At 28.0% G+C, this 13,780-nt stretch carries 14 protein-coding genes and 1 riboswitch; of the genes, 11 read left to right on the top strand and 3 right to left on the bottom strand.

Annotated features, from left to right (window positions below; all coding sequences use genetic code 11):
* Positions 1-130: 130 nt before the first annotated feature.
* Positions 131-700, bottom strand: a complete 570-nt coding sequence (locus ACTG47_RS18310) for a 5-formyltetrahydrofolate cyclo-ligase (protein ID WP_479925616.1) — start codon at positions 698-700, stop codon at positions 131-133.
* Positions 701-851: 151 nt separating this feature from the next.
* Between ACTG47_RS18310 and ACTG47_RS18305 the strand changes: the two genes are divergently transcribed.
* Entirely contained in the window at positions 852-2,009 is a 1,158-nt protein-coding gene (locus ACTG47_RS18305) for a S41 family peptidase (protein ID WP_479925615.1), read from the top strand.
* A gap of 165 nt (positions 2,010-2,174) precedes the next feature.
* Here ACTG47_RS18305 and ACTG47_RS18300 read toward each other — a convergent pair whose 3' ends face one another.
* Together ACTG47_RS18300 and ACTG47_RS18295 are read right to left on the bottom strand one after the other, a co-directional pair.
* Positions 2,175-3,047 (bottom strand): aldose 1-epimerase family protein, encoded by an 873-nt coding sequence (locus ACTG47_RS18300; RefSeq protein WP_479925614.1) that lies wholly within the window; start codon positions 3,045-3,047, stop codon positions 2,175-2,177.
* 393 nt (positions 3,048-3,440) lie between these two features.
* The gene (locus ACTG47_RS18295) at positions 3,441-3,632 is read right to left on the bottom strand and encodes a hypothetical protein (protein WP_003425777.1); all 192 of its coding nucleotides are present in this window, start codon (positions 3,630-3,632) and stop codon (positions 3,441-3,443) included.
* A gap of 219 nt (positions 3,633-3,851) precedes the next feature.
* Here ACTG47_RS18295 and cobT point away from each other — a divergent pair, with 219 nt between their 5' ends.
* The 10 genes from cobT (at position 3,852) to ACTG47_RS18245 (ending at position 13,772) form a co-directional block, all read left to right on the top strand.
* Positions 3,852-4,898, top strand: a complete 1,047-nt coding sequence (gene cobT / locus ACTG47_RS18290) for a nicotinate-nucleotide--dimethylbenzimidazole phosphoribosyltransferase (RefSeq protein WP_479925613.1) — start codon at positions 3,852-3,854, stop codon at positions 4,896-4,898.
* Between the two features lie 32 nt (positions 4,899-4,930).
* On the top strand, positions 4,931-5,491 hold the full coding sequence (gene cobU / locus ACTG47_RS18285; RefSeq protein WP_479925612.1) for a bifunctional adenosylcobinamide kinase/adenosylcobinamide-phosphate guanylyltransferase: 561 nt from the start codon (positions 4,931-4,933) through the stop codon (positions 5,489-5,491).
* 9 nt (positions 5,492-5,500) lie between these two features.
* Positions 5,501-6,274, top strand: coding sequence for an adenosylcobinamide-GDP ribazoletransferase (gene cobS / locus ACTG47_RS18280; RefSeq protein WP_479925611.1), 774 nt, complete (start codon positions 5,501-5,503; stop codon positions 6,272-6,274).
* Positions 6,275-6,294: 20 nt separating this feature from the next.
* On the top strand, positions 6,295-6,909 hold the full coding sequence (locus ACTG47_RS18275) for a histidine phosphatase family protein (RefSeq protein ID WP_479925610.1): 615 nt from the start codon (positions 6,295-6,297) through the stop codon (positions 6,907-6,909).
* Positions 6,910-6,964: 55 nt separating this feature from the next.
* Positions 6,965-7,143, top strand: a riboswitch (cobalamin riboswitch).
* A gap of 115 nt (positions 7,144-7,258) precedes the next feature.
* Positions 7,259-8,773 (top strand): cobyric acid synthase, encoded by a 1,515-nt coding sequence (locus tag ACTG47_RS18270; protein WP_479925609.1) that lies wholly within the window; start codon positions 7,259-7,261, stop codon positions 8,771-8,773.
* A 39-nt stretch (positions 8,774-8,812) separates the two neighbouring features.
* The gene (locus ACTG47_RS18265; RefSeq protein WP_479925608.1) at positions 8,813-10,189 is read left to right on the top strand and encodes a cobyrinic acid a,c-diamide synthase CobB; all 1,377 of its coding nucleotides are present in this window, start codon (positions 8,813-8,815) and stop codon (positions 10,187-10,189) included.
* Positions 10,190-11,161, top strand: coding sequence for an adenosylcobinamide-phosphate synthase CbiB (cbiB, locus tag ACTG47_RS18260; protein WP_479925607.1), 972 nt, complete (start codon positions 10,190-10,192; stop codon positions 11,159-11,161). It begins immediately after the preceding gene.
* Positions 11,162-11,192: 31 nt separating this feature from the next.
* A complete protein-coding gene (locus ACTG47_RS18255; protein WP_479925606.1) occupies positions 11,193-12,263 on the top strand; it encodes a pyridoxal phosphate-dependent aminotransferase in 1,071 nt (356 codons plus the stop codon).
* A 1-nt stretch (position 12,264) separates the two neighbouring features.
* On the top strand, positions 12,265-13,152 hold the full coding sequence (locus ACTG47_RS18250) for a GHMP family kinase ATP-binding protein (protein WP_479925605.1): 888 nt from the start codon (positions 12,265-12,267) through the stop codon (positions 13,150-13,152).
* Positions 13,140-13,772 (top strand): cobalt-precorrin-8 methylmutase, encoded by a 633-nt coding sequence (locus ACTG47_RS18245; protein WP_169470249.1) that lies wholly within the window; start codon positions 13,140-13,142, stop codon positions 13,770-13,772. The genes ACTG47_RS18250 and ACTG47_RS18245 overlap by 13 nt, the downstream gene beginning before the upstream one ends.
* Positions 13,773-13,780: the final 8 nt, after the last annotated feature.

Here is a 13,780-nt window from a genome sequence, read left to right as displayed (position 1 = left end):
CTAAACGACTAAGTGATTTATATAATAAAGTCATGGTTTTTATTATTATGAGTAAATGATATATGTTTATTATTCTTTTAAAAGCCATGACTTAAGATGTTTATTATATAATATTAAAATATTTGCTGTCCTAATTGTCTGGTGTGATAATTCTAGTTTCAGTAACTATATAATTTAATTGTGCATCATGAGTTTCTTTTGGGATAGAATTGAATATTTGGAAATCAAATGCTATTCCTATAGTTATAGCATCTTTTCTTAAGTCTTCTAAAAACCTATCATAAAATCCTCCACCATATCCTAGTCTATAGCAATTTATATCATATGCTACAGCTGGTACAATTACAACATCTAAGGTCTTAATATCGATTGTAGGCGATTTTTCTTTAGGTTCTCTTATTCCATATGCTCCAATTCTCAATCCTTCTTTTAAATCTGTTATTTGAGTAGGGATTAATGTATGATTTTCTTTTATTGTTATAGGGCTTGAGACTATTTTCTTCAGGGATAAAAGTTTTTGGATTAAGTTATCTGTTTGAACTTCATTATTGAAGTCGAGATAAAGCATTATATTAGTTGCATTTCTTATATCTTTCATCTGAAGTAATTTTTCTGTTATTAAATTTGAATTATTAAGTACAAAATCTGCATTCTTATTTTTTCTGGTCTCAATAACTTTTTTTCTAAATTCTTTTTTCATAAAATATTCCCCCTTAATGTGTTATAATGTGTAAAGCAATTGTATTTAATATAAATTTTAGTATAGTTTATAATAATAAAGCAATATATTTGGGTAAATGTAATAAAAATAACAGCTAGTCATATAATAATAATAGTTTATGTAAAAGGAGATGTATCTTGTGATTTCAAAGAAGAAAGCTATTTTTTTAGGGGTGATTTTAGTAATTATAACGGCGATGACTACATCAGCCTTTCAGTTAACATTGGGAAATAAGGTTGTAATATCGAAAGAACTCTATGAGGACTATAAAAAATATGATAAGTTGTTAGGATTAGAGACTATTATAAAACAAGATTTTTATAAAAAAGTATCTGATGCTGACTTAGTAGATGGAGCATCAAAAGGATTATTCTTAGGTACAAATGATAAGTACTCTGGTTATTACACTAAAGATGAAATGGAAGACTTAATAAATGATAGTGAAGGCTCATATGTTGGTGTAGGTATGTATATAGGTGCATCAAAAGATGGAGGACTAGTGGTAGTTCCTATGAAAGATTCCCCAGCAGAAAAAGCAGGTGTAAAAGCAGGGGATAAACTAGTAAAAGTTAATGGAAAATCTGTATCATATAAGAATTCAGATGAAGCTGTGCGTATGATGAAAGGTAAAAAAGGAAAAGTAGTAGAGTTGACTATATTAAGAGAAGACAAACATCTAAACTTTAAAGTAAAGACAGAGCAAATAGTTGAGAAAAGTATAGAAAGTAAAGTAATTGATAATGATTTAGGATATATAGAAATCACTCAATTTATATCAAGTACATATACTGACTTTGACAAAGCTTTAAAAGAATTAAAAGCAAAGAATATTAAGGGGTTAGTAATAGACCTTAGAAACAATCCTGGTGGAATGCTGGATATATGTAAAGAAGTTGCTGATGAGCTAATTGGTGAAGGAACTATAGTATATACAAAAGATAATAAAGGAAATACTGAGTACTTGAAATCTGATAAAGAAAAATTAGGACTCCCAATAGTTGTCTTAACTAATGGAGAAAGTGCTTCTGCGGCTGAGATATTAACAGCTGCAATCGTTGATAATAAAGAAGGTATTTCTGTAGGGACAACAACTTTTGGTAAAGGGTTAGTACAGTCAGTTGTAAGATTAAAAGATGGAACAGGATACAAACTAACTACTGCTCAATATTTTACACCTAATGGAGATTATATCAATGAAAAAGGAATAAAGCCTACAATTGAAGAAAAAGATGAAAATAAGCAACTGGATGTAGCAACTAAGTGGCTTAGAGAGCAGATTGATAAATAGGATTTAATTCTTGTAAACTTATACTATAAAATAAAGTGTACTATAAAAGAGTGGATAATTGAAAATATCCACTCTTTATTTTTAATAGAAACTTTTCATATTAATTTACTATAATATTTTACAAAAATGCGAACCTAAAAATACAACTTTTTAACTGACTTTTATTTAATGTATATTTATACTGTAAGAAGCAGTAAAAACTTTTCCTTTACCAAGTTTATTAATGAACTTCTTGTCTTTATAAATTTTATTAGAATGTATACTATCAGCAAGACCATACCAAGGTTCTATACATAAAAATGGAGCAGTAGAATTAGTTTCACTATAATAAGGAGTCCAAATACCAACTAGAGGGAAATCTTGCATAGATAGAGTTATATACTTGTTATCATTGTTATTACAGATAGATACTTCATCTATATTAGTGTATATCAAGGCATCATTCTTGAATAATTCTGGACTTAACTGTAAGTTTTTTAAATCTCCAATAAATGTTATATCGTCTGTAAAAGAAGTATTTAAATTGATTTTTTCCACATCATTTCTTTTTTTAAATTCAAGATGATATTTAGAAAAATCATTTTGTTCAAAAAGAGGAAGATTAAATGCAGGATGTCCACCTATAGAAAAGAATATATCTTTAGAGTCAGTATTTTTTACAATCCACTCTATATTTATACTGTTATCATTTAATGTGTAATTTATGATTAGCTCAAAAGAATATGGATACTTTTTTAAAGTAGATTCATTATCTGCTAACTTATAAGATATGAATGTATCTCCTTTATCTACAATCTCAAAATCCATATTTCTAGCAAACCCATGCTGAGTCATGTTGTATAAATTTTCCTCTATTATAGTTTCATTATCAAAAAGCTTACCTACTATAGGAAATAATATAGGTGATTGTCTACCCCAATATTTTTTATTACCATTCCAAAGAATGTCTCTATCATATTTTTTAGAAAATATTTTAGTGAGTTCAGCACCAGTATTGTTTGATTCTATAATTAACTTTTCATTTTGTAATATATTCATTTAAAATCTCCTTTATTATATTTTATGAGTATATTATACTATAAAGTATAAGGATTATTAAATTTTATTTGATATTATATTTGAAAGGTAGATTTTAGTATATTTTGAAAATTTTGTTTTGAAAATTTGGGATTATTTAAGAAATTTTGTATTATAAATAGAAGGAAATAGATAAATTGTATAGAATAAAATATATTAAGATAAGTTAATAATGTTAAATGGGAAGTGAGTTTATGGAAAAACCAAATACAAGAGTTGTTAACTTTCAAGAGTATAAGGACAGAAAAAATGAAAGAGAAGTAAACCGAGACGAACTTTTAAAGCTTATAAAAAAAATTGTGACTTCAAAATAGGGAGTTGTTAAACTCCCTATTTTAATGGGTTTCATAATATTTAAGACATTCTGAGTCCATCTATATAATCTTTGAATTGTGAGAAATCTGATTCACTACTTAACTCGATAGTTTCTGAACCTTCCGTATAAAAATTCTTAAGATAGATAGTATAATTATTATCTACACAATCATGATAAATACATCTATATCCATCTTCATATAAATTTTTTAATTTAGAAAAATCATCCACAATATCATCTCCTTAAAGTTCTTTTAAGTATATTTTTACAAAAATCATCTAATTGTATGCAAATTCATAATGGAAAATAAAGGAAATACAGATAAAATGTAGAATAATTTCTGTAAGTATGTAAAAATAAAAATAAAAAGTTGAAATTTTTAGAAAATAAGAGTATTTTTTATCTAAAAAGATAATTTAAAAAATAAAAAAATGTTGGGAGGATAGAAAATGAGTTTATTAGAAAGTATATCAAAAAATATATATTCTTTAGATAATGCTTCTATTGAAAAAACAAAGCAAAGATTGGACAGGCTTATACATCCAACTGGAAGCTTAGGAAAAATAGAAGACATTTGTATGCAATTATCAGGAATATTTGGCAATGAAAATTTTGATACAAGTAAAAAAGTCATAATAGCTTTTGCAGGAGACCATGGTGTATATGAAGAAGGAGTGGCACCTGACCCTCAAAATATAACAAAACTACAATTTCCAAATTTTTCAAAGGGATTGTGTGGAGTAGGAGTAATAAGTAAATTTGTAGGGGCAGATGTTGTAGCTGTAGATGTAGGAATAAACTGTGATGAAAAACTAGATGGAGTATTAGATTACAAGATTAGAAAAGGAACATCAAATATGGCGAAAGGGCCAGCTATGAGTAAACAAGAAGCTGTTAGATGCTTAGAGATAGGAATTGAAATAGCAGAACAGTGTATAGAAAAAGATTATAAGGTTATTGGTATTGGAGAGATGGGTATAGCAAATACTACTCCAAGTACAGCAATAATATCTGTAATTTCAGGATGTGACCCATTAGAAGTTACTGGTATAGGTGCAGGTCTTAAAAAAGAGAGACTAAAACATAAAGCTGAAGTAATTAGAAAAGCTATTGAGATTAATAATCCAAACCCAACTGATGGAGTAGATATTTTATCTAAAGTAGGTGGATTTGAAATAGGTTCAATGGCAGGTGTAATATTAGGATGTAGTGCTAATAGAATTCCAGTAGTAATCGATGGATTTATTTCTTATGCAGCAGCATTGATTGCGTATAAGATAAATCCAAAAACTAGAGAATATATGATAGCATCTCATCTGTCAGCAGAATCAGGAACTAAGAGAGCCTTAGATATATTGAAATTAGACCCTTTACTAAATATGGATATGAGATTGGGTGAAGGAAGTGGAGCTGCATTAGCATTTAACATAATAGAAGCTTCAAATTATACTTATAAGAATATGGCAACTTTCGATGAAATTGACATGGGAAGATAAGGTATAAAAATTTAATATGTAGGAGTGTTTTGATGAGTGAAATTGTTCTGGTAACAGGAGGAGCTAGGTCAGGAAAGAGTAACTTTGCAGAAAAGCTATGTTTAAATAGGAATAATAAGACAGCTTATATAGCAACTTCTATTCCATTTGATGATGAGATGAAAGATAGGGTAAAAAAGCATCAAGAGGATAGACCTAGAAATTGGGATACATATGAAATATATGAAGATATATATTCCATAATTAGACAGCTATACAAAGAACATGAAACTGTTATACTAGATTGTGTAACTTTATTAGTAAATAACCTAATGTTTAAACACAATCTAAATATAGAAGAGTCTACTCAAGAAGAAATAAATAACTTGGAAGAGTATATAAAAGAACAAGTTATAAAACTTATTGAAGAAATAGAAAAAACAAATCTATACTTTGTATTTGTTACAAATGAATTAGGTATGGGAATTGTTCCTGGGAATAAACTTAGTAGGATATATGCTGATATTGTAGGTCGCATAAATCAATACATAGCATCAAAAAGTAATGAAGTTTATTTTGTAGTTAGTGGCATACCTATGAAAATAAAGGAGTAGTATGTGACTATGAAAAGATTTATTTTAATACTACAGTTTTTAACAAGGATACCTATAAAATTAAATGTAGGATTTGATGATGAATTTTATAAATCAATAGTGTATTTTCCACTTGTAGGTTTTGTCATTGGTATATTATCCTACTTAATAGGATGGATTTCTATGCTTTTATTTGACCCATTTATAGCTTCTATAATAATAACTCTAGCAGGAGTATTAATTACTGGAGGTCTTCATATAGACGGACTAGGAGATACATTTGATGCAATATATAGCTATAGAGATAAAGAAAAAATGCTTGAAATAATGAAAGATTCAAGATTAGGTACAAATTCACTTTTGGCAATTATGTTTGTGCTTTTATTAAAGGTTGGATTCATATACAATATAATAAGTAATAATTCATTATGGATTATAATATTTATGCCAATGATTGCAAGGTTAGGAGTAATGTTATTGACATATAAAACTGTGACACCAAGAGAAAAAGGAATGGGAAATTTATTTATAGGAAAACTGACTACAAATATGTTAATAACAGCTATAGTATACACATCATTGATAGTTATTCTTATTACTAAATTTATATTTTTATTACCTGATATAGTATTGATTAAAATATTAGGTTCAGCTATAGTAGTTTTTGTATTTATAACATTGTTCAAAAAACATATCTATAAAAAGATTGATGGAGTAACTGGAGATATATTAGGTTGTGGAATAGAACTTTCAGAACTTGTATATTTGATTTATATATATTTGTTAATTTTTATGTTTTTTTAAAAATAAAAAGTGGTGATAATGTGATAAGATTAATACTAATAAGACATGCATTGACAAATGATAATAAAAAAGGAAGATTATCAGGTCACATAAATAGTTGTATAAGTGAAGAAGGCAAAATGCAAATAGATAAAATTACTGAATACCTAACTCATGAAAATATAGACCGAATTTACACAACACCATCTTCACGCACCAAGGATACAATAGAAAAAATATCAAGATTAAAATTAATAGAAATAGAAGAAAAGGGAGCTTTAAGAGAAATTAGTTTTGGAGACTTTGAAGGAATAACTTTTGAAGAAATTAAAGTCAAATATCCCGAAGAGTTTGAAAAAATGATAGAAGAAGGTAACAACTATAGATATCCAAATGGAGAAAGTCTTATAGACTCTTATAAAAGAGTGGCAAAAGAAATTGATAATATACTTTTAGAAAATGATAGTCATTCAGATATAAAAACAATACTTATATGTTCTCATGCAGGAACAATAAGAAATATAATAACACATTTGATTTCTGGTAGTTATAAATATCATTGGAACTTTAAAATTGATAATGCATCTATTACAGTTTTAGAAGTTAATAGTGGTTTTACTGTAGTAGATAAAATGAATTTTACAAACTTTATATAATTTAATCAAAATTAAACATTACAATATATATTTGTAAAATTATCAATGAAAATAGAATATTAGATTAAAATTAGGTTCTTAATTATATGTTAAAAGGGAAAAAGGTTAGATGCCTTTGCAGCCCCCGCTACTGTGAAACCAACGAAACTATAAATACCACTGTCAATTTGATGGGAAGGTTATAGAAGTAGGATGAAGTTAAGCCAGGATACCTGCCTAATTTAATTTAAAACAAGAGGTCTTCGGGGTGAAAGATTTTTAATTAATACGTATAAAAGTCCTATCTTTAGAAGCAATAGGACTTTTTTTATTGGAATTTTAGTAAATTTTAACAAGGAGGGGTTAGAAAGTGGGGAAAAAAATAATGCTACAAGGAACGGCATCAAACGTAGGTAAAAGTATCTTAGTAGCAGGTTTGTGCAGAATATTTAAACAAGATGGTTATACTGTTGCTCCTTTTAAGTCTCAAAATATGGCTTTAAATTCCTTTATAACTAAAGAAGGATTAGAAATGGGAAGAGCACAAGTATTTCAAGCCGAGGCAGCAAAAATAGAGCCAATAGCTGATATGAATCCAGTTTTATTAAAACCTTCTGGAAATAACAAAAGTCAAGTTATTGTAAGAGGGAAAGTTATAGGGGAGATGCCTTCTTCTCAATATCATGATTACAAACTAGAATTAGTAGATATATTGAAAGATACTTTTGATAGCTTGAATTCAACTTATGATATTGTAGTTATGGAAGGTGCAGGCAGTAATGCAGAGATAAATTTAAAAGATAGAGATATATCTAATATGGGTATGGCAGAAATAGCAGATGCACCTGTAATAATAGTTGGAGATATTGATAGGGGAGGAGTATTCGCCTCATTAGTAGGGACAATGCTTTTATTAAATGAAGATGAGAAAAAAAGAGTAAAAGGTGTAATAATTAATAAATTTAGAGGAAAAAAAGAGCTTTTACAAGATGGAGTAAAGATGCTAGAAGACATCATAAAAGTACCTGTTATAGGAGTAGTTCCTTATACAGATATAAAAATAGAAGATGAGGATAGTGTGACTACTAGATTTAAGAAAAAAATGAATAAAGGTGACATACACATAGAAATAATTAGAACTCCCCACATGTCAAACTTTACAGATTTCAATATATTTGAAACACAAGAAGATGTAAGTATCAGGTATGTAGATTATGGAGAATCTTTAGGAAATCCAGATATAGTAATAATACCTGGAACTAAAAGTACTATAGATGATTTAACATATATAAGAAAAAGTGGTCTTGAATCACAAATTAAAAATTTACATGGTCAGGGTAAATTGATATTTGGTATATGTGGTGGTTATCAAATGCTAGGTAAGAAATTAAAAGACCCTTATCATGTTGAGAGTGAAATTGAAGAAGTTGATGGTATAGGTCTCTTAGATACAGAAACAATATTTGAAAAAGTAAAGACTACTACGCAGGTAGAAGCTACTATTGTTGAATGTACGGGTGAATATATGAATGACCTTAAAGGAAAGAAAGTAAAAGGTTATGAAATTCATATGGGTATTACAAATCGAGGTGATGGTGTAAGAAGCTTAGATTTGATAACAAAAAAATTAGACGAAGAAGTGAACTACACTGAAGGAAGTATAAATAAAGATGGTAATATAATTGGAACTTATATTCATGGAATTTTTGATGAAATAAGTTTTACAAGAACAATTTTAAATAACATAAGGAAGAAAAAGGGTCTACAAGAATTAGAAAGCAAGGTAAATTCTTTTGATGAATTCAAAGATAAAGAATATGATAAATTGGCTGATTTTTTAAGAGAACATTTAGATATGAAGAAAATATATGAGATTATGAAATAATAATTATTCTGTATTTATAATTTAGGTAGGAGGTGTATTATGAAAAAAATTTTAATTGCGGGTACTAGTAGTGGAGTAGGCAAGACGACAATTTCATTAGGAATAATGCAAGCTTTAGTTAAGAGAAATATGAAAGTACAACCATATAAAGTAGGGCCAGACTATATAGACCCTTCATACCACACTTTTATAACTGGAAGACATTCCAGAAATCTAGATTCTTATATGTTAGATGATGAAAAAATAAAGTATATAGTAAATAAATCCTCAAAAGATGCAGACATATCAGTAATAGAAGGTGTTATGGGGTTGTATGATGGTTTTGGAATAGATTTAGATAACTGTACAAGCTCACATACTTCGAAGGTGTTAAAATCACCTGTTATATTAGTTATAAATGGGAAATCTATGGCGGCATCTAGTGCTGCTATGGTGCTAGGATATAAGGAATTAGATAAAGATGTAAATATAAAAGGTGTCATAGTAAATAATGTTAAGACTAATAGCCATTATCAAATAATTAAGAACTCTATAGAGAAATACTGTAATGTTGAAGTATTGGGATATTTTCCTCCAAATAATAAATTTTCTTTAGAGTCTAGACATTTAGGATTGGTTCCTAGTGTGGAGATGAAATCTTTAAGAGAAAAATTTTACACTTTAGCTGATGAAATTGAAAGTTATATAGATATTGATAGAATAATTGAAATTTCAGAAAGTGATGAGTTTGAGAGTGATTTTGATTTTCAAACTTTGATAGAAGGTAATGAAATAAAAAAGCATGTTAAGAATAAATCAATAGCTATAGCATATGATAAGGCATTTAATTTTTATTATAGAGAAAATATAGAGCTTTTAGAAGAGCTTGGATTGGAGATAAACTATTTTAGCCCTCTTGAAGATACATCAGTTCCAACTTCAGATTATATTTATATTGGAGGAGGATTTCCAGAGATATTTGGAAAAGAATTGGAGGCAAATGAGTCAATGAGAGCCTCTATATTAGAAGCACATAACAATAACATCCCAATTTATGCAGAATGTGGGGGGCTGATGTACCTAGGTGAGAAACTATTGAATCAAGAAGAACAAGAATTTAATATGGTTGGTATATTCAGTGGAATTAGTAAGATGACATCTTCTTTAAAAAGATTTGGATACTGTATTGGTGTAGCTAAAGAAAACACTCTTTTATCCAAAAAAGGAGAGGTTATTAAAGGGCATGAGTTTCATCATTCAATATTTGAAAGTGATGAAAAATGTGCATATTCAATGAAAAAAGAAAGAGATGGAACTATAGTGGAAGAATGGGATGGCGGTTATAGTAAAGGAAATACTTTAGCCACATATCTTCATACGCATTTTTATAATAATTTAAACTGTATAGAAAATTTTTTAAATAAAGGAAATAAGTAAATGAATATTTTATCTATTTATATAGGGTATGTGACAGATTTAATTGTAGGAGACCCATATTCTTTTCCTCATCCAGTGAGGTTTATTGGTAAACTTATAAATTTTACTCAAGATATGATAAGAAAAGTCTTTAAGAGTGATAAGCAGTTAAAGTTTGGCGGATTTATATTATGGTTTATAACTGTTGGAATAACTTATTTAATAACCTATGCTATAGTGAAGTTATTTAGTTTTAATGGATTATTGAGTGTTGTAGTAAATGGTTTTATAATTTATACAACACTAGCTACAAAATGTTTGAAAGATGAAGCATTAAAAATTTATGATGTATTAAAAACTGGAGATATAGAAAAATCTAGAACCCAGTTATCTTATATAGTAGGTAGAGATACTACTAATCTAAGTGAATCTGAGATAATAAGGGCAACTGTAGAAACTGTTGCAGAAAATACTGTAGATGGTATAATTGCACCTATGTTTTATGCATTTATTGGAGGAGCACCGCTTGCTATGGCATATAAAGCTATAAATACATTAGATTCAACTGTTGGGTATAAAAATGAAAAATATAAAGATATTGGCTTTGCTTCTGCTAAGATTGATGATATAGCTAATTATATACCAGCCAGAATATCTATTGTCCTTATGACTATTGGAAGCTTCTTTTTACATTATAACTATAGGAATTGTTTTAAAATATCTATTAGAGATAGAAAGAATCATAAAAGTCCAAATTGTGCTTTTTCAGAGGGTGCAGTATCTGGTGCTTTAGGAATCCAACTAGGAGGTACTAACTTTTATTTTGGGGAAAAAGTATATAAGCCAACAATAGGGGATAAGCTTAGAGAAATAGATAAAGAGGATATAATTAAAACGAATAAAATTATGTATGCATCTTCGTTTACATCTATATTGGTATTTACACTAGTATATGTGTTATGTAGGATGATTTTAATTAAATTAATTATATAAATGATGGTTTGCGAACTTAAGGGGGACATAGATGAAGGATTTAGGGCATGGTGCCAATGTAGATGAAATGGCGAAATTATATGGGAAAGACCCAAAAGAAATAATAGATTTTAGTTCAAATATAAATCCAAATGTATTACCAAATTTAGAAAGATACATTTTAAAAGGATTGGAAGAGTGTAGGAATTATCCAGATATAAACTATACAAACCTGAGAGAAAATATATCAAAATATATAGGTATAAATTCAAACTTTATAATACCTGGAAATGGTGCTACAGAAGTGATTTATTTGCTTATGAAGAGTCTTAAAAAAAGATTAGCTATAATAAATCCTACATTTTCAGAATATAGAAGAAGTGCTAAGTTAAACAATCTAGATATTATAGATTTAGAGTTAGATTCAGAAAATAACTTTAAAATTGATATAGATATAATAAAAAATAACATTGAAAAATTCGATAGCTTATTTATATGCAACCCAAATAATCCTAGTGGAAATGTTCAAGACTTAAAGGAACTTGTTTATCTATTAGGTCAATATAATAAGCTGTTAATAATTGATGAAACTTTTATGGAATTTGTCGAAGATGAAAATGAATATAGCTTAGTCAAATATATAGAATCAAACAAAAATATATTCATAATTAAAGCTGTGACTAAGTTTTTTGGTATGCCTGGCTTGAGGTTAGGATATGGTATTACAAGTAATACTAACATTATGAACAAAATTTATGAATACAAAGAGCCATGGACTATAAACTCTTTTGCAGATATACTGTCTGATTTTATTTTTGAAGATAAAGAGTATATTAGAAATAGTAAAGAGTATTACATAGAAGAAAGAAAATATATGTTACAAGAGTTGAGAAACGTAAAAAATATAAAGGTCTATAACACAGATGCTAATTTTATTTTGATAAAAACTTATAAAAAAACATCTATAGAATTGAAAAAAGATTTGTTTAAGCAAGGAAATCTATTGGTTAGAGATGCTTCTAACTTTGTGGGATTAGATGATAGCTTTATAAGAGTGGCTATAAAATCTCATGAAGATAATAAAATTCTTATAGAAAATATAAAAAATTTATTGGGTGATTAAAATGAAATCTTATGGAATATGCCCAGCATCTTGTGGAGAGTTTGTACAAGGAATAATTGATAGTGAAGAATATCTATGCTCATATGCAATAGATATGTATTCCAAGGTGTATATTGAAGAAAAATTAATAGATATAAATTTAGGTAGACGTAAGTCAAGGCTAGCAATTGAGAAGGTATTTGAAAAGTTTAATCTGCCTAAAAAAGATACTAAAAATCTTTCTTTAAATATAGATAGCAAAATACCTGTTGGAAAAGGGATGGCAAGTTCTACTGCTGATATAGGAGCTACTATAAAGGCAACATTGTCATTGATAGATAAAGATTTGAGTAGTGAAGAAATTTGTAAATTAGCAGCAGAAATAGAACCAACAGATTCTATATTTATAGATAAAAATAGTATATTTAATCCTCTAAATGGAACTGTTATAAAATACTTAGGGAATCTAAGCAATGCAAAAGTTATAATACTTGAACCAAACAAAGTACTAGATACTATGAAAATCAGACTGAGGAAAGATTATAACACCTTAAAAATAGAAAATAGAGAAGTTATAAAAAAGTCATTTACTATTTTGGAAGAAGGATTAAAAAAAGATAACTTATCCCTAGTTGGAGAAGCTTGTACTTTAAGTAGCTTAGCAAACGAAAATATAGAAAAAAAAGAGTACCTAAGTGAAATAATAAAAATATCAAAAAAATGTGGCGCATATGGAGTAAACATTGCTCACAGTGGTACAGTAGTAGGTATTTTAATTGATAAATTTATGGATGATAAAAAGATAATAGATGTATTATGTGAATCTAATATAGATTCTGTTTATAATAAGATTTATACATTGAACATAATAAATGGAGGAATTAAGGGGGAAATAGAATGCAATATATAAAGAATCCTATGAAAATAGAAGAAAAAAGTTTTGAATTAATACAAGAAATAATAGATGAGATTAGACCAGATTATAGCTTTAAGAATAATATTGAAGAGAAAATAATAAAAAGGGCCATACATACTACTGCTGATTTTGATTACTTAGACATATTAAAAATATCAGATGAAGCAGTAGATAGTATAATAGATGCACTAAAAAATAATGCTAGTATTTATACTGATACAAATATGGCTCTTAGTGGGATAAATAAAAGAAAACTAGAAGCATTAGGATGTAAATATAAATGTTTAGTGGCAGATGAAGAAACTGCGAAATTAGCTAAAGAAAAAGGAATTACCCGTTCTATGGCAGCAGTAGAAATTGCAGCTAAAGAAGATGGAAGAAAGATATTTGTTTTGGGAAATGCACCAACCGCTTTATATAAGGTTATGGAGATGAAATCAGAAGGAAAATTAGATTTAGATGCAGTTATAGGAGTCCCTGTAGGTTTTGTAGGAGCACAAGAATCAAAAGATGAAGTTGAAAAAACAGATATACCATATATAATTTCTAAAGGTAGAAAAGGTGGTAGTAATTTAGCAGCAGCAATCGTAAATGCTATATTATATACTATGTAGGTATATGT

The sequence above is a fragment of the Clostridioides sp. LIBA-6622 genome, from assembly GCF_056716095.1.
Note: the sequence above shows the minus strand (reverse complement) of the source record. Positions and strands in the feature narration are given on the sequence as shown.